Below are 16,919 nucleotides of genomic sequence, written 5' to 3'. Positions count from 1 at the left end.
TCCCAAAGGCCCCCCGGGGGCGGTCATTCGATCGTCACCTTGGCGTCCAGCATGTAGCCCATACCGCGATAGGTGCGGATCAGGGGCTCGTCGGACTGGGCCTCGATCTTGCGGCGCAGGCGGCTGATGTGCAGGTCGACGCGGCGGCCCAGGGTCTCGACCGTCTCGCCGGCGATGATGGTCAGCAGCTCGTCGCGCGACACCACCGCGCGAGCGTGGTCGACCAGGGTCGAGAGAATCGTGAACTCGCCCGGCGTCAGCAGCAGCAGCACGCCGTTGGGCGCGGTCAGCTGGCGCGCGGCCACGTCCAGCCGGAAGCCGGCGAACAGGCGGATGTCGGCGCGCGGCCCCTTGCCCCCGGCCCGGCGGCGCAGCAGGGCCTTGACCCGGGCCAGAAGCTCGCGCGGCGGGATCGGCTTGACCACGTAGTCGTCGGCGCCCAGCTCCAGCCCGACGATGCGGTCGACCGGATCGCCCAGGGCGCTCAGCAGCAGGATCGCGGGCCCATCGGTCCCCGACACCTGGCGGCACAGCGACAGGCCGCTCTCGCCGGGCAGGTTGACGTCCAGCACCAGCACGTCGATCGGCCGCGTCTCCATCACCGCGCGGGCGGCGACGACGTTGGCGGCCTGGCGCACAGCATAGCCTTGACCGCCCAGATAGCCGGCCATCTCCTGGCGCAGCACCTCGTCGTCCTCGACCAGCAGGACGGTGGCGGTTTCGGGGAGGGCGTGCGCGGTCATGACGGCGGACATACCTTCAGATTATGGCCGCGCCTGGACCTTCGCCATGACGCCCGAAGCGTCGCGCCCGCCTCGGGGTCATGGCTTGGTCCGCCGTCCGGCCTGGAGCGTCGCCAGGGCCGCGACATAGGCCTCCATCAGCCGCACCAGTTCGTCCTCCAGCGCCATCGGGTCCAGGCCCAGTTCGGGTTCGGCGGCGGCCGCGCGCAGCAGGCCGATCGCCGCGTGGGTCAGGACGAAGGCCGACTCGTTGCTCAGCTCGACTTCCAGCCGCGCCTTGCCGGTGATCGAGGCCAGGAACACCTGGTGGTGGCGGGCCAGCATGCCGTCGTCGGCCTGGTGGAACAGGGCGTCGAACAGCACCTGGCGCGTGGCGGGCGAGCCTTCGAACCCGTGCATCAGGGCCCGCACGATCGTCCGCACGCTGCCCAGCTCCGGCCGGGCGATCACCGTCTCGGCGATGGCGTCGCGCACGGTCTCGGCCCGGCGCTGGGCGATGAGCGCCAGGATGTCCTGCTTGCTCGCGAAGTACTGGTACAGCGTGCCGATGCTGACCCCAGCCCTGGCGGCGATGTGGTTGGTGGTCAGCCGCTCGACGCCTTCGGCCTCGAGAAGTTGAAAGGTCGCGTCCAGGATGGCGTCGATCGTCGACCCCGCCCGGGCCTGGCGCGGCGTTCTGCGTTGTCTTTCAGCCACTTGCGACGCCCCTTCGCGGCCGCCTCTCCGCCAGCGGGAAGGCGAGTAGGAATATGAGCAATGCTTACATAACCTACGGGTCGACGCCAGGATCCGCCGGAACGCCTTTCGCGCCGGATCCGCGAGCAAGGAGGGCCGATGAGCCTCTCGATCGAACAGGTGCGCGCCAGGGTGGCGTCGCAGAAGACGCTGCTGCCGGCGCTGTACGGAAACATGGACTTCGACGCCACGCCCGAACGCTTCACCGAAGACGCGTCCAAGGCGGTGGTCCGCGATCGCGCCCCGCTGGGGGTAAGCGTCAGTCAGGACGATCTGGACCGGGTGCGCGCCTACACCATGCTGGGCGACATCGTGGCCGACGCCTACGCCGCCCTGATCCCCAAGTATGGCTTCCGCCGGCTGATCGACATGCTGACCACGGCCTGCGAACAGGGCGTGGAGGCGGTGGTCGAGGCGCCGCCCGAGCTCCTGGCCTTCATCGCCGACATGGAGGCCACGCCCGACTGGGTCGACATGGACCTGGTGCGCGAGGGGGCGCGGCTGGACCTCAACGCCACGGCCCACCTGGCGCCGTTCGCGATCCGGGGCGCCTTCGTGGCCACGTTCCTCAACAAGTACTCGGCCCTGCCCATGGCCCTGACCGGGACCCTGAGCAACGACACCGCCGCGCGACGGGTCAACGAGACGGCCACCTTCTTCGCCACCACCGTCCTGCCCGGCGCGCTGGAACGCCACGGCGCGGGGTTCAAGGCGGCGGCCATGGTGCGGCTGATGCACTCGATGGTGCGGTTCAACGCCATCCGTTCGGGGCGCTGGGACGTGTCGGTCTACGGCGTGCCGATCCCCCAGGTCGACCAGATGCCGGCCGGCCTGATCCCGGTGTTCCTGATGGCCTTCAAGATCCTGCGCCAGGGCCGCCGCCATTTCACGGCCGAGGAGCGGGCCAGGGTCGAGTTGGCGCGTTACCGCTGCTTCCTGCTGGGCCTGCCGCAGGACCTGCTGGCCGATACGCCCGAAGGGGTGGTGCGGATCATGACCGCCCGCAACACCACCCTGCGCCAGGGTTTCGACGACGAGACCTGCGGCGCCCTGGTCCGCGCCACCCTGGCCGCCTACCTGCCGCCGGACCGCTCGCCCGCCAACCGCCTGCACGATCGCATCGAGCGCCGCTTCGCCAAGGCCTTCTTCCTGCGCCACTTCATGAACGGCGACCAGGCGGCGGCGGCGCGGATGGGGGTCGAGGTCGGGGCGGGCGACCGCCTGGTCTTCGCCGCCGTGGCCCTGGGGGTGATCGCGCGGATGATGGCCTTCCGCGCCGCCGACAAGGCGCCGGGCCTGCGCGACGTAGCCAACGCGGTCCTGGTGCGCCGGGTGCGAAAGCTGCTGGCCCGCTATGGCCACGCCGAATACGTCACCGACGCGGCCCAGTATCGGCCGACGCGCGCGGCGGCGTAGCGGCGCGGGCATCTCAGTCCTGCATCCGGTCCACGCGGGCCGCGAAGATGTAGCCGACGTGGCGGACGGTGCGGATCAGGTGGGCGCCGCCGTCGATGCGGTCGAGCTTGCTCCGCAGACGGCTGACGGCGACGTTGACCTGCTGGGGCGCGGGTCGGGCGTGGGCGTCGGGCGGACCCTGGCGCAGCTCGTCGCGGGTCAGCACCTGGTTGGGCCGGTCGACCAGGGCCCACAGCACCAGGAACTCGGCGGTCGACAGCGGCACGGCGCAACCGCGGGGATCGAACAGGTCCTGGGTGGCGACGTTCAGCCGCCAGCCGTCGAAACAATAGGCGGCCCACGCCTCGCGGGCCGGCTCGTCGAGACGCGTGTCGTCGTGGCGGCGCAGCACCGCCCTGACCCGGGCCAGCAACTCGCGCGGGCGATAGGGCTTGATCACATAGTCGTCGGCCCCGAATTCCAGCCCGACCACCACGTCGCACTCCTCGCCGGCGCCCGAGACCACCATGATCGCCGGCGGCGAGGGCAGGCTGAGCAGGCGCGAACAAACGGAAAGACCCGAGGCGTCGGGCAGCATCATGTCCAGCATCACCAGGTTGACCTGGGTCTCGCGCAGGATCTGCTCCATCTCGCGGGCGCTGCCGGCCCCCAGCGTCGCCAGGCCGTAGCCGGCCAGCAGGCCCCTCATGTCGTGGCGGGCGACGGGATCGCCGTCGAGGATGAGGATGCGCTTGTCCACGGTCAGAACATCGCCCTTCCGGTCAGGCGCGCGCTGTACTTGGTCTGCTTGCGCGAAGCCTCGGCCCCGCCTTCCAGGGCGACATAGGACAGGGCCGAGCCGGCGCGCAACGCGAAGCCCAGGGTCACCGCGCCCTCCTTGTCGTTGGCGGCCGCCAGGGTGAAGGGCGCGCCGCCGGCGAAGCTGGCGAGGGTGTCGCCCATCGCGCCGGCCAGGGTCCGGCGGTAGCCGACCCGCAGCTCGGGCCGCACCCAGACGTCCTTGCCGTACTGCCGGCCCACCACCAGGCCGAGGTCGCCGCTGAGGTTGTCGGCCTCGCGTGACGCCACGGTCAGGTCGAAACCCGCGCCGCCGCCGTGCTCCCGGCGCTCGCCCTCCCACAGCCAGACATAGTCGAGCCGCGCCTCGGGCCGCAGATAGACCTCGCCCAGCCGGGCCTCGTAGGCCAGGCCGGCGAAGGCGTTGGCGACCAGGCCGTTCCAGGCGGCGGTGTTGGTCAGGCTGACATCCGCCGCGCCGTCGCCGTCGATGTCGGCGCTGACGAGGCCGCGGTCGCCGTTGAAGCGGCTGTAGCCGGCCCCGCCGCCCAGGTTGAACCGCCAGCCCCCGACCGACCGGCGCCAGTAGAGCCCGGCCTGCAGGATCGAGGCGGTGGTCTTCTCGCCCAGCTTGGCGACCGTGTCGTGTTCTTCCAGGCTGACCGCCGCCAGGGTGACGCCCAGCGCTCCGCCGGCCTCGCCCATCGCCTCGTAACCGGCGACCATGCCCAGGGCCTGGGTGTCGGAGCCCTGGGTGTCGCCGTCCTCGCGGCGGACCAGGGCGTTGATCTCCTGCAGCCAGACGCTGTCGGGCCCGTAGCGTTCGCCGATGTCCGGCCGGTGGGCGGTGGCCGCCGAGATCTGCTGCTGCACGGTCTGCAGGGCCGCGAACAGGCCCTCGCCCTGGCTGGGCAGCATCTGGTCGTACAGGCCGAAGAAGCCGTCGCGGCTGCTCTGGTTCAGGAAGGCGCCGGCGATGTCGGTGTCGTTCGAAAGGGCCGCGAACACCGCGTCATAGGCGCTGGCCTGGCTGGTCGACATCGCGGCCTCGGCCGCCGTGCGTCGCCGCACGTCGATGTCGACCTCGGTTCCCGTGGCGTAGGCGTTGGCGACGTACATGTAGGCCGTGTGGCCCAGCAGATCCTGGTTGATCGTCCCGGCGTTCAGGCTGCCGGCCTGGATCACCGTGTAGGTGGTCGGAGCCGTCAGCAGGCTCTTGAAGTTCAGGCCCAGCGAGGCGCCGGTCTCAACCGTGGCGGTGTCGACCACCAGCTTGGTCTGGGTCCCGGCCGTGGGGTCGACGGTGAAGACCAGGACGCTGTCGGCGCCGAGCGTCAGGCTGGTGGCCTTGATGGTCTCCAGGTTGGTCAGGCCCAGCGAGCCGTTGCCGATCCTGATGTCCAGCAGGCCGTCGTTGTCGTGCAGCGCGCCGATCATGTAGCCCGTGCCGTCGAGAGCCAGGGTGTCGGCGCCGTCGCCGAACCAGACGTCGCCGATCAGGCCGCCGTTCAGGATCGACAGGCTGTCGGCGCCCGAGCCCAGCACCACCCGGCCGCGGATCAGCGGTTCGTCGCCGTCGTCCACGCCGTCGCCGTCCGCATCGGCGTCGGCCACGCCGTCGTCGCCGTCGTCGCCGTCGTCGACCCCGCTCTGGACGATGGTCACGCCGGTGGTGTTCTTCGAGACGTCGATGGCCGTGGCCACGCCGGTGACCGTCTCGTTGCTGGCGTCGGTGTCGTCGTCGTCGGTGTCGTAGGCGTCGTCGGTGGCGTAGACATAGGCCGCGATCGTGCCGCTGTTGGTGATGGTCTTCAGGCCGCCACTGTCGTCGATGATCGCGTAGGACGAGCCGCCCTCGCCGGCGACGGTGGCGGAGATCGCTCCGGCGTTGGTGATGCTGGTCATGCTGGCGCCGGCGGCGATGCTGACGGCCTTGGCGGTGACGGCGGTGTCGCCCGCGACCGAGGCGCCGATCGCGCCGGTGTTCCACAGCGTGTCGGCCGCCGCGCCGGCGTTCAGCTTCAGGCCGACCGCGTCGCCTTCGTAGGCGCTGGCCGAGATCGCGCCGCTCAGCCTGACCCCGCCGGTGATGATCGTCGCCTGACCGGCGTCGCCGCCCAGCTGCAGGCCCGTGGCGCTGATCCCGTCGTGGACGCCCGCCGCCGTCACCGAACCCTTGATGATCAGGCCGTAGGCGTCGTCGCCGGTTCCGACCGCGCCCAGGGTCACGGCCCGGTCGTCCGAGCCGATCAGCAGGGCCGGGGCCGAGCCGTAGGCGGTGATCGAGGCCGTGCCCTCGGCGTTGTCGGCCGTGCCGTCGCCGTCCTCGTCGTCGGTGGTGTCGTCGTTGGTGTCGGTGGGCGGGGCGTCCAGCAGCAGACCGCCGGCCACGTCGGCCGTGATCCTCACGCCTCCGCCGCCCTGCAGCAGGTCGTCGGCGTCGAGCAGGGCCTCGTCGTCCGGATCGGAATAGCGCGAGGTGGCCCGGTAGCCGGTGGAGTAGACCGAGCCCTGGATGACGACCGCGCCGCCGACGTCGCCGTCGACCGCCAGGCCGACGGACCCGGCGCCGACCACGCTGATCGAGCCGATGCTGGTCAGGCCGCCGCTGATCGTCCCGGTGGCGTGGATCCCATAGCCGCGGTCGCCGACCACGTTGATCGAGCCGCCGTGGACCAGCGAGCCGGTCAGGGGCGCCTCCAGACTGACGCCCGCCGAGTCGTTGCCCTCGATGGTGATCACGCCGGTCGAGTCGTTGGTGATCGTGCCGACGAACGGATCGGTCCCCGTCAGCCGTACGCCGTAGCGACCCGAGCCCTTGGCGAACGGGCCGTCATAGTCGCCGTCGTCGTCGTCATCGGTGTAGTCGTAGTCCTCGGTCAAGCTGATCGTGGCGCTGTTGAGCAGCGTCCCCGCATGGCCGCCCAGCACCAGAACGCCGATCGAGTCCGAGACGCCGACGCTCTTTAGCCCGCCGTTGTTGGTCAGGATGTTGTCGCTGTCGAGCGTGGCGATCGCGCCCGACTCGGAGAGGGTGATCACGCCGTCGCTGGTGATCGTGACGTCGTCGGCGGCTCCGGCGTTGGCCGTCGAGGTGGCGACCGGCGTGGTGCGCGAACTGCTCGTCACCTGGGTTTCGGCGTCGGCCCTCCCGGCGCAGAGCAGCAGGGGGGCCAAGGCGGCCGAGGCGAGGAGTTTGCGGGACATGGACGGCCTGTGATGCGTGCCGTCCCTGGCTAGAGCGCCGCCATGGCTCCGGGATGACCCCTCGGTATCGACGTCGATAAGCTGGGTCGCGCGAGGCGGATGGAATGTTTCGGGCGTGTATCGGCGGGTAGTCCCTCCCCCCGGTGGAGGAGGTGTCGCCCGCGGGGCGACGGAGGGGGGAGTGATCGGCAGGCGCAAGAACCCGAACCTTCGATCCTGATACTCCCCCCACCGATCGCTTCGCGATCGTCTCCCCCACAGGGGGAGGGACTGATCTAGCCGCCGCCTACGCGCTCGCCGGCAACGCCTCCGACACCAGCGCCAGGTTCATGATCGCCGCCAGGCCCCATTGCGCCGTGCCGTTGGTGGTGACCCCGGCGGCTTCGTCGACGGGGTTGAGCACGTCGGGCCCGGCGAAGTGTTTGGTGGCGGTCGACAGGTTCAGGTCCTCGACCACGCCCCGGCCGAAGAACTCCTTCCACGCCCGTTCGGCCAGCGCCTTGTCGCCCAGGCGCCAGGCGGCGTACGCCGTCAGCCGCGAGTGCCCCTGGCGCAGGCCGTTGCCGCCCAGCGGCTGGCCGAACTGGGCCGCCTGTTCGTCGCGCGAGGCATTGTACCAGCGGCAATAGTCCAGCCAGGCTTTGTCGTAGGCGGGCTCGCGGATCAGGGCCAGCATCTCGACATGGATCTCGGGCGCGCCGAACGCCGCGTTCAGGTGCGAGACCCCCAGGCGGTCGCCGGTCCCCGAGAACTTGCCGGTCTTGACGTCATAGGCGGCGCTGCCGGCGAACCACTGGCGTTGCAGGGCCGCGATGGTCTTCATGCCGGCCACGATGCGGTCGCGCCAGCGCGGGTCGCCGGTGCGCTCCCATTCGGTGAACCAGGCCCCGCACAGCGAGCTCCAGTCGGTGCCGAACGAGGCGCGGACCTCGCCCTTGGGCCAGGTGTCGTTCTGCAGCTTGCGACCGATGTTGACCCGGGTCAGGGCCTCGTCGCCGTCGAGCAGGTCGCGCATCAGGTCGCCGACCCGTTCGTCGGCGGTCAGGTAGTAGTAGATGCGCCGGTAGATGGCGTTGCTGACCCGGGGCTGCTTGGAGCTGTCGCCCCAGTGCTGCACGCCGTGTCGGGTGCCCAGCCCTCGGTAGGGTCCGACGTGATAGACGTCGACCTCGCCGGTGTGGCGGGTCATGGCCTCGGCCATCCGGAACACGTCGGCTCGGCCGCCGCGCAGGAAGCTCAGCCACAGCCACAGGTCGGTCGACAGCTCCGAATTGTCCCAGGCGAAGCCGCCGATGTCGTAGCGCCAGACGTGGCGGTCGACGTCGTAGCTGTGCATGACGTCGCCATAGTCCCAGAAGCCGTACCAGCGGCGCTGCTCGATCTGGCCGAGATAGTAGTTCAGCAGCTGGTCCTGGCGGTCCTCGATCCGGGCCTTCACCGGCGTGCCCCGGTCGGGCAGGCTCCAGGCGCCCAGCACGCCGGCGGCGTGGATCCGCTCGGGCGTCGCCATCAGCCGGGGCGGCCTGTCGTTCAGCTGGGCCATCAGCGGGAAGCGCTCGCGGGCCGGGGTCGTATCTAGGGCCCACAGCCGCAGTTCGGTGGTGCGGGCCACGCCGGTGGGCGTGCCCCAGTTCTTTTCGTAGTCCTCGTAGGTGATGTTGAGGCCTTCGGTCTCCTGGGCGTGGGTCTCCATGCCCAGGCCGTCGTGATAGAAGCGGGTGTCCATCACCGGGGCGTCGGGCGACCACAGCCAGGCGGTCAACTGCGCGACCTCGCCGGCCGCGTTTCGAATCTCCAGGGCGGTCGGCGGGGCGCGCCAGAAATTGCCCAGGCCGATCGCCGCCCCGCCGGCCGCGCCGCCGACATAGGCCACGCCGCTGGCCCGCTGGCCGCCGTCGGCGTGGATCCAGCCATGGCCGGGCGCGGTGCGCTTGCGGATCGTGAAGCCGTCGGCCGTCGGCTGCGACAGCAGGAAGTCGCCCCAGTCGGGGATCAGGTGCAGGCCGGCGCGGACCGGGGCGGGCATCCGGTCGACGGGCGGGGTCTTGCGGCCGGCGATCTGGGCGTCGCGGAACGCCTTGCCTGCATCGCGACGCAGGCCGGTCAGCGGCTTTACGGCTTCGGCCCACAGTCCAGTGTTCTGGCCCTCGTCCTGGCCGGTGAAGCGGACATGGCGGTCGTACAGTTCGTCAGTCATCGGCACGTCGGCGGTGACGCCCAGGCCGCAGATGAAATCCTTGGCCGCGTCGCCGTCGAAGATGAAGGTGTGCATCATCCGCAGCGAGTCCGCCCCGGCATAGGCGTAGAACCGCACGATGAACGGGGCCCAGGCGCGGTCTCCGCTCTTGTGGCGGCCCTCGACGCGGATCACCGCGCGGACCGGGCCGGACTGTTCGACCGTCACCTTGTCCAGGGTGCTTTCAAAGGTCTTGCGGGCCACCGGGGTCTGGTCGATCTCGGGCGTGTCCTGGGTCCGCAGGACCAGGCGGACGTTGCGCAGCACCTCGCGGCCGCCTCGCGTGGCCGAGGCGATCAGGGCCGAGCCGACGCGGGGGAAGCGCCAGGTGGCCGGGCCGGTCGAGACCTCGACGGCCGCCGCGCTCTCGGTGACGCGGACGCTGGGCGCGCCGGCGCCGGAAGCGTCCGGACCCACCCTGCCGGGCTCGATCGTCAGGCGCTCGCCGATCTCGCCCGCGCCGACCGCGTGGGCCGTCCACTTCAGCGAGCCGTCGGGCCAGTAGGCCAGCGGCCAGGTCTGCAGGGCCACGGCCGAGCCGTCCGCCGACTTGGCGCGGAAGGTCTGCTTGCGGTTGAGCGCCCCCTGCGGCCACGGCACGCCCCAGGTCTGGCCGGCGTTCAGGGCCGGCGGCTTGCCGTCGATCCACACCGCTTCGGTCGGGGGCGGGGGCTTCTTGCCTGGGACGAGGGGCTGGGCGGCGGCCAGCGAGGCGGCCGGCGCCGCCAGGGCCCCGGCGAGGGCGGCCTGTATTATCACATCACGGCGTGTCGGCATGAGGCGCTCCTTCCCCGCCGTCCGGTCGCGACGGCTCGGCCCTTGGACGGACCATCATCTTGACCGTGACGCTAATCCCACATTCTGTAACGTCAATCCATTTTATGATATTAGTGGATAGAGCATCACCTATCCCGACCGTCATTCCCGCCCTTGTGGCGGGAACCCCTGGTTCAGCTGACGGTGAAGCGCCTTGGCGCGCTGGCGCGCCACACATCCGCACTTGCGGCGGAGGGAGGGGTTCCCGCCACAAGGGCGGGAATGACGGTCGTTGAGGAAGGAGACCCTGTCCCTACGCCCCGCAGGACTCCCGCACGATCAAGTCGGTCGACAGCCGTTCGGGGCGATGGTCGCCGGCGGCGTCCAGCACCCGGGCCACCAGCAGGCGGCCGGCTTTGTAGGTGTCCTGCTTGATGGTGCTCAGCGCCGGCGTGGACAGGCGGCTCAGCAGCATGTCGTCATAGCCGACCACCGAGACGTCCTCGGGCACGCGCATGCCGGCCCGGCGCAAGGCGCGGATGGCGCCCAGGGCGATCAGGTCGCTGGAGGCGAAGATCGCGTCGAAGTCGACCTTGCGCCGCACCAGGGTGTTGACCGCGGCCTCGGCCGACTCCAGCTCGAAATCGACCGGACAGATCAGGGCCGGGTCGGCCTCGAGCCCGCTCTCCTTGAGAGCCTCCAGATAGCCGGCGCGGCGTTGCATGGCTTCCGGCTCGGTCTCGCCCAGGAAGACGATGCGGTTGCGGCCCAGCCGCGCCAGGTGCGCCGTCGCCCGCCGCCCGCCCAGCAGGTTGTCCGAGCCGATCGAGCAGTACTTCTGACCCGGCAACTGGGCCCCCCAGACCGCGAACCGCGCATCGGCACCCGCCAATTGGTTGAAGGCTTCGTGCAGGTTGCTCTGGCCCAGGAAGATCACGCCGTCGGCGCGGCTGGTGGTGGTGACCGTCAGCAAGTCGTCGTAGCTGGCCGGCGAGGTGTGGCTGACCGTGAAGTCGCAGCCGCGGTCGCGCGCCGCCTCGCCGATGCTGGCCAGCAGTTCCAGGAAGAACGGGTGCGACAGCGGCAGGGGGCGGCCGTGGGTGCGCGGCGTGACGATGGCGATCGAGCCTTCCGCGCCGATCGGCCCCGCCGGCATGTAGCGGCGGAACGGATAGTCGTGCTCCTTGGCCAGCGCCCAGATCCGCTGCTTGGTGCGGGTGCTGATGGACGGATGGTCGTTGAGGGCCCGCGAGACCGTGGACGCGGAGACACCCGACAGCTTCGCCAGATCGTCCAGCGTGGTGCTGTTATTGCTACCGCTGCCCATTGCGTCCAGATACTGAAAAAGCCAAGTTCGCCACCTTTAGCGCACTGAAGGGATTGTTTTGCAAGGCAAGCGCCAGGACTTCGCCCGCCAATACTTTACTGGCCGACGCTGGACCCGCGCCGCATGACCAAGGCGCGACTGTCCTTCTCGCAAATCTGGAACATGTGTTGCGGTCTGTTCGGGGTCCAGATCGTCTGGGGACTGCAGAACGTCAACACCAGCCGGATCTTCCAGACCCTGGGCGCCGACGTCAACGAGCTGGCGATTCTGTGGATCGCGGCGCCGGCCACCGGCCTGCTGGTCCAGCCGATCATCGGCCATTTGAGCGACCGCACCTGGGGCCGGCTCGGCCGGCGGCGGCCCTATCTGTTCTACGGCTCGATCCTGACGGCGGTGTCGCTGTTCCTGATGCCCAACGCATCCAGCGTGCTGACCGCCAGCCTGATGCTGTGGGTGCTCAGCGCCTCGATCAATGTCGCCATGGAGCCGTTCCGGGCGTTCGTCGCCGACAGCCTGCCCGAGGATCAGCGCACCACCGGCTTCGCCATGCAGGTGTTCTTCATCGGCGCGGGGGCGGTGTTCGCCTCGGCCCTGCCCTGGGCTCTGACCCACTGGTTCGGCGTCTCGGGCCAGGCCGCCCCGGGCCATCTGCCGCGCTCGGTCCATGTCGCCTTCTATGTGGGCGGACTGACCCTGCTGGCGGCGGTGATGTGGACGGTCTTCACCACCCGCGAGCATCCGCCCGAGACCCTGGCCGACGGCGCGCGCGTCCCGCCCGACCACCGCACGCCCAGCCTCGAGGGCGCGGCCCTGATGCTCAAGAGCGGAGCGCTGTGGACCATCGCCGGCCTGGTCGCCTGCGCCCTGGCCTTCATCAGCGACTGGGCGCGCGAGATCTACGTGCTGGCCGGCTTCGCCACGGCGTTCGGCGCCGCCCAGCTGGCCGCCACCTGGCTGCGGCGCCAGGGCCGCGCGTCGCTGGGCCTGCTGGAAGTGGTCGAGGACATGCTGCACATGCCTCAGGTGCTGATCCGCCTGGCGGTGGTGCAGTTCTTCACCTGGTTCGGCCTGTTCGCCATGTGGATCTACACCACGCCGGCGGTGACCGCCCGCCACTACGGCGCGACCGATCCGGCCTCGGCCGCCTACAACCAGGGCGCCGACTGGGTGGGGGTGCTGTTCGCTGGCTACAACGGGGTGGCGGCCCTGGTGGCCCTGCTGCTGCCGGCCCTGGCGGCGCGGATCGGCCTGCGGGCCAGCCACGCCCTGTGCCTGGCCATGGGCGCCCTGGGCTTCGCGGGCTTCGTGCTGATCGACGACCCGGCCCTGCTGTGGATCCCGATCGTCGGCATCGGCATCGCCTGGGCCTCGATCCTGTCGGCCCCCTACGCCATGCTGGCCAGCGCCGTGCCGGCGCACAAGATGGGCGTCTATATGGGCATCCATAACCTGTTCCTGGTGCTGCCCCAGCTGATCGCCGCCACCGTGCTGGGGCCGGTGGTCGGGCGCCTGTTCAAGGGCGAGGCGATCCAGGCCCTGGGCTTGGCGGCGGGCGCCTTCCTTCTGGCGGCGGTCAGCGCCCTGGCCATTCGCGATCCCGGCCGCGGTCCGAGCCGCGAACCAGAGCCCGCGGCGGTCGAATAGCCGAAGGTCCCCGCCTCGGGTCGGACGGGGCAAAGCTTGCACGCACATCGCGGGAACCAGTGTCATCCCTGCGCCCTCGGAATTTACGCAAGAATTGCGTAAATCCTGACTCCCTGCAAGACCGCAATCGGCATTCCATCGTTCCAAAAATGCCACAACACGCGATTTGGAACGAAAGTTACCGCTAACGGGCCAGAATTTGGCAAAACAACGCTATTGCGCTTGACGCAAAAGAACGCAAGATTGTGCAAGTCGAACGGTTCGTCGGGATGCGGGGCCCTATCCGCATCTCCGCCCAAGCGCTCGACGCCGCAAACCTTGCGAGAGTCGATACCGAGGGGTGAGGCGCTCGCGGCGGAACGGACAGCGGCGAACGCCGTGACGGAAGAGGAGGGGAGGGGATCACGGGGCTAGGGCCTCGCGAGCGACACGGTCGGGGGTGACCGGCGCTCATCGTGTCGAAGCCGGCCCGCGCGCCGCGCGACACCACAGCCTTTCAGCGGAATTCGCGGTCCACGCGCCTCGAGGGTGCAACCCCCGGAAACCGGGGGGAGATCGAGAGTGCAGGGGTCTCCGCGACGCTCCGGGAGGGGCGCGCGGCTTCATCAAAAAAACACCCGCGCGACCAAGGCGCGGGCAGAAAATCAGGGAGAACGGGATGAGCAAGTTCAGGTTCAGCGGCGGATTCAGCCACGGTCGCAAGGCGCTTCTGCGCGGCGGCGTGTCGCTGGTCGCCCTGGTCGGCGTCGGCGCCGCCATGGGCGCGGCCGCGCCGGCCTTCGCGCAGGACAAGGACGCCGCGGTGGTCGACGAGGTCGTCGTCATCGGCGTGCGCAAGTCGCTGGAGACTTCGCAGCAGATCAAGAAGAACGCCGACACCATCGTCGACTCGATCACCGCCACCGACATCGGCGCTTTCCCCGACAAGTCGGTCGCCGAGGCGCTGCAGCGCGTGCCGGGCGTCACGGTGTCCCGCCTGCAGTCCAGCGACGACAGCTCGCACTTCTCGGCCGAGCCGGCCGGGGTTCTGATCCGCGGCCTGACCCAGGTGCGCACCGAGTTCAACGGCCGCGACAGCTTCTCGGCCGACGCCGCGCGCGGCCTGAACTTCAACGACATCTCGCCGGAACTGATGGCCGGCGTCGACAGCTACAAGAACCAGACGGCCGAGATGATCGAGGGCGGCATCGCCGGCACGGTCAACCTGCGCACCCGCCTGCCGTTCGACAGCAAGAACCAGGTGATCACGCTCTCGGGCAAGGCCAACTACGGCAACCGCTCCAAGGACGTCACCTACGAGTACTCCGGCATCATCAGCAAGACCTGGGATGTCGACTTCGGCCGCATCGGCTTGATGGCCGACTACGCCTATTCGCACGTGCTGACCCAGACCGAAGGCGTGGTGATGCAGCGCATCGGCACGTTCTGCTCGGCCGGCAACAACGACGTCAACGGCAAGGCGATCGTCAGCGCCGACGGCTCGATCCCTTGCACCACCAATCCCTACGGCGGCTCGGGCTGGCGCTACATGCCCGACCAGGTCAACTACTCGCAGGTCGAGTACGACCGGGTCCGCAAGGGCACGGCCCTGGCCTTCCAGTACGAGAACAACGACGGCACGGTCCGCTTCAAGGCCCAGTACAACGACTCCAAGTACAAGAACGCCTGGCTCGAACGCAGCACCAACGTCGTGATGTTCGGCCTGTGGGCCGCGCCGGCCTATTCGCCCCAGACCACGGCCTTCATCGCCCCGGCCCAGGGCTCGCCGGCCTTCACCTTCGGTCCGGACGGCATGCTGACCTCGGGCATCCTGACCCAGCCGACCGGCGACTGGGGCTCCAGCACCCAGGACAACATCAACCGCGGCTCGGCGGTCCCCGGCCAGCCCTTCGTCAACTACTGCGGCGGCATTCCGGCCTGCGCCACCCAGCGCCAAGGCCTTTATATCGAGAACCAGGCGCGCAACTTCGACCACTCCGAAGGCACCAGCGACATCTCGGCCAACCTGCAGTGGGACGTCAGCGACCGCCTCCACACGAGCTTCGACGTCCAGTACATCGACGCCGACACCAACAACTACGACATCCTGGTCGCCAACCGCACGATGGCCGACGCCCAGTACCGGGTGAACGGCGACGGCACGCCGCAGATCACCCTGCAGCCGGGCTCGAACGTCAACTACGCGCCGGGCTTCCTGTCGAACCCGCACAACTACTGGATCCCGTTCATCCAGGACCACTACGAGGACAATGACGCCACCGAACTGGCCCTGCGGGCCGACGGCGAATACGAATTCGCGCCGGGCGGCTGGCTTAACTCGCTGAAGGTCGGCGTCCGCTACGCCGACCGCAAGCAGAAGGTGCGCTACTCGACCTACAACTGGTCGCCGGTGGCCGCGCCGTGGAACTGCAACGGTCCGGGCTTCAACATCGACAACACCACGCCCCAGCCCTATCCGGCCGCCTGCGGCCACGCGGGCAACTTCCAGGGCTACGGCGCCGGCATCTGGAGCGTCGCGGGCCTGGACAATTTCTATAACGGCGAGGTCTTCCCCAACAACGAGCTGGTGTTCCTGAGCAAGGCCACGCTGGCCGACCACGACGGGCTGATCAAGGCGCTGAGCGGCGCGACGACCAACTCGCCGATGGCCTGGACCCCGCTGTGCCAGCGCACGACCAACACCGAGGGCTGCTTCATCCCGCCCGAACTGGTCGACGTCGAAGAAGAGACCATGGCGGCCTACGGCATGCTGCGCTTCGGCGGCGAGGACATGACGATCTTCAACGGCGTCACCGTCCAGGGCAATGTCGGCCTGCGCTTCGTCGAGACCAAGACCACCAGCACGGGCGGCGTCGCCTACCCGACCAGCACCTGGTACACCTCGGCCGCCACCACGCCCTGCTCGGCGCCGCTGGGGCCCAACTCGGTCACCAACATCTCGTGCTGGCTGACCCCGCAACTGCTGGCCTTCAGCAACGGCGGCAGCTCGCCCAACGACTTCAGCGGCAAGCACGACAACTGGCTGCCCAGCCTCAACGTGCGGTTTGGCCTGAGCGACAAGAGCTTCGTCCGCTTCGCCGCCTCGCGGGCCATGTCGCGGCCCGACTTCGGCCTGCTGCGCAACTTCGTCGCCGTCCAGACCCCGGCCCTCAACACCTCGCCGGACTCGCCGTACGTGACCTACAACTCGCCGACCGCGCCGCACATCCCGGCCAACGTCACCGGCTATAACTTCCAGTTCAACGCCGACTCCGGCTTCGGCGCGCTCAAGCCGATCACCGCCGACCAGTTCGACCTGACCTTCGAGCACTATTTCACCGAAAGCAGCTCGTTCAGCTTCGACGTCTTCTACAAGAAGCTGAACGGCAGCATCGCCTACGGCGAGTTCCTGCGCTCGTTCACCAACAACGGCGTGACCCAGAACGTGCTGGTCCGCGGTCCGCGCAACGGCAACGGCGGCGGCGAGCTGAAGGGCTTCGAGGTCGCCTACCAGACCTTCTTCGACTTCCTCCCGTCGCCGTGGGACGGCCTGGGCGTCCAGGCCAACTACACCCACACCAAGCAGGAGGGGATCAACAACTCCAACCTGGCCACCCAGCCGGGCTACGCGGCTGGCGGCACGGTCGCCTTCGGCGGCGGCCTGCAGGTCAACGGGGCGGTCATGGACAGCCACCGCCTGGCCGGCATCTCGGACGACTCCTACAACCTGGTGGGTCTGTACGAGAAAGGCCCGATCGCCATGCGCCTGGCCTATAGCTGGCGTTCGGACTTCCTGACCAACAACCTGGACTGCTGCATCGGCCTGCCGATCTATCAGAAGGACGCGGGCTTCCTGGACGGCTCGATCCGCTACCAGGTCAACGACAATATCGAAGTGTCGCTGGACGCCTCCAACATCCTCGACACCACGACGGTCTTCCAGCAGCAGGTCTTCGGCGACTCGGCCCTGACCCCCGGCGCCAAGCCGGTGAAGATCGACTCGTCCTGGATCCGCAACGACCGCCGCTTCCAGCTCGGCATTCGCTTCAAGTACTAGTCCCGATCGGCGCTGCGCCGCCGCGGGGTTCCGCGGCGGCGT

At 69.5% G+C, this 16,919-nt stretch carries 9 protein-coding genes; 3 read left to right on the top strand and 6 right to left on the bottom strand.

The features are described 5' to 3' along the window. Positions 1-23: 23 nt before the first annotated feature. Together ASD21_RS00180 and ASD21_RS00175 are read right to left on the bottom strand one after the other, a co-directional pair. The gene (locus ASD21_RS00180; RefSeq protein WP_056436203.1) at positions 24-743 is read right to left on the bottom strand and encodes a response regulator; all 720 of its coding nucleotides are present in this window, start codon (positions 741-743) and stop codon (positions 24-26) included. 78 nt (positions 744-821) lie between these two features. Beyond that, positions 822-1,439 (bottom strand): TetR/AcrR family transcriptional regulator, encoded by a 618-nt coding sequence (locus tag ASD21_RS00175; RefSeq protein ID WP_056435036.1) that lies wholly within the window; start codon positions 1,437-1,439, stop codon positions 822-824. A 138-nt stretch (positions 1,440-1,577) separates the two neighbouring features. On the opposite strand from ASD21_RS00175, the gene ASD21_RS00170 reads away from it, so the two are divergent. Then, positions 1,578-2,894, top strand: a complete 1,317-nt coding sequence (locus tag ASD21_RS00170) for an oxygenase MpaB family protein (protein WP_056435034.1) — start codon at positions 1,578-1,580, stop codon at positions 2,892-2,894. A 13-nt stretch (positions 2,895-2,907) separates the two neighbouring features. Here the strand turns inward: ASD21_RS00170 and ASD21_RS00165 are convergent, their stop codons facing one another. From ASD21_RS00165 to ASD21_RS00150, 4 genes are all read right to left on the bottom strand, one after another. Next, on the bottom strand, positions 2,908-3,633 hold the full coding sequence (locus ASD21_RS00165) for a response regulator (RefSeq protein WP_056435032.1): 726 nt from the start codon (positions 3,631-3,633) through the stop codon (positions 2,908-2,910). Positions 3,634-3,635: 2 nt separating this feature from the next. After that, the gene (locus ASD21_RS00160; RefSeq protein WP_056435030.1) at positions 3,636-6,878 is read right to left on the bottom strand and encodes an autotransporter outer membrane beta-barrel domain-containing protein; all 3,243 of its coding nucleotides are present in this window, start codon (positions 6,876-6,878) and stop codon (positions 3,636-3,638) included. Between the two features lie 286 nt (positions 6,879-7,164). Beyond that, a complete protein-coding gene (locus tag ASD21_RS00155) occupies positions 7,165-9,891 on the bottom strand; it encodes an exo-rhamnogalacturonan lyase family protein (protein WP_056435028.1) in 2,727 nt (908 codons plus the stop codon). 292 nt (positions 9,892-10,183) lie between these two features. Then, entirely contained in the window at positions 10,184-11,197 is a 1,014-nt protein-coding gene (locus ASD21_RS00150; RefSeq protein ID WP_056435024.1) for a LacI family DNA-binding transcriptional regulator, read from the bottom strand. Between the two features lie 123 nt (positions 11,198-11,320). Here ASD21_RS00150 and ASD21_RS00145 point away from each other — a divergent pair, with 123 nt between their 5' ends. Continuing rightward, a complete protein-coding gene (locus ASD21_RS00145) occupies positions 11,321-12,841 on the top strand; it encodes an MFS transporter (RefSeq protein WP_056435023.1) in 1,521 nt (506 codons plus the stop codon). A 658-nt stretch (positions 12,842-13,499) separates the two neighbouring features. Next, the gene (locus ASD21_RS00140; protein WP_056435022.1) at positions 13,500-16,877 is read left to right on the top strand and encodes a TonB-dependent receptor; all 3,378 of its coding nucleotides are present in this window, start codon (positions 13,500-13,502) and stop codon (positions 16,875-16,877) included. Positions 16,878-16,919 lie beyond the last annotated feature (42 nt).

Origin of the sequence: Caulobacter sp. Root1455 (assembly GCF_001426905.1) — a bacterium.
Taxonomy (GTDB): domain Bacteria; phylum Pseudomonadota; class Alphaproteobacteria; order Caulobacterales; family Caulobacteraceae; genus Caulobacter.
Note: the sequence above shows the minus strand (reverse complement) of the source record. Positions and strands in the feature narration are given on the sequence as shown.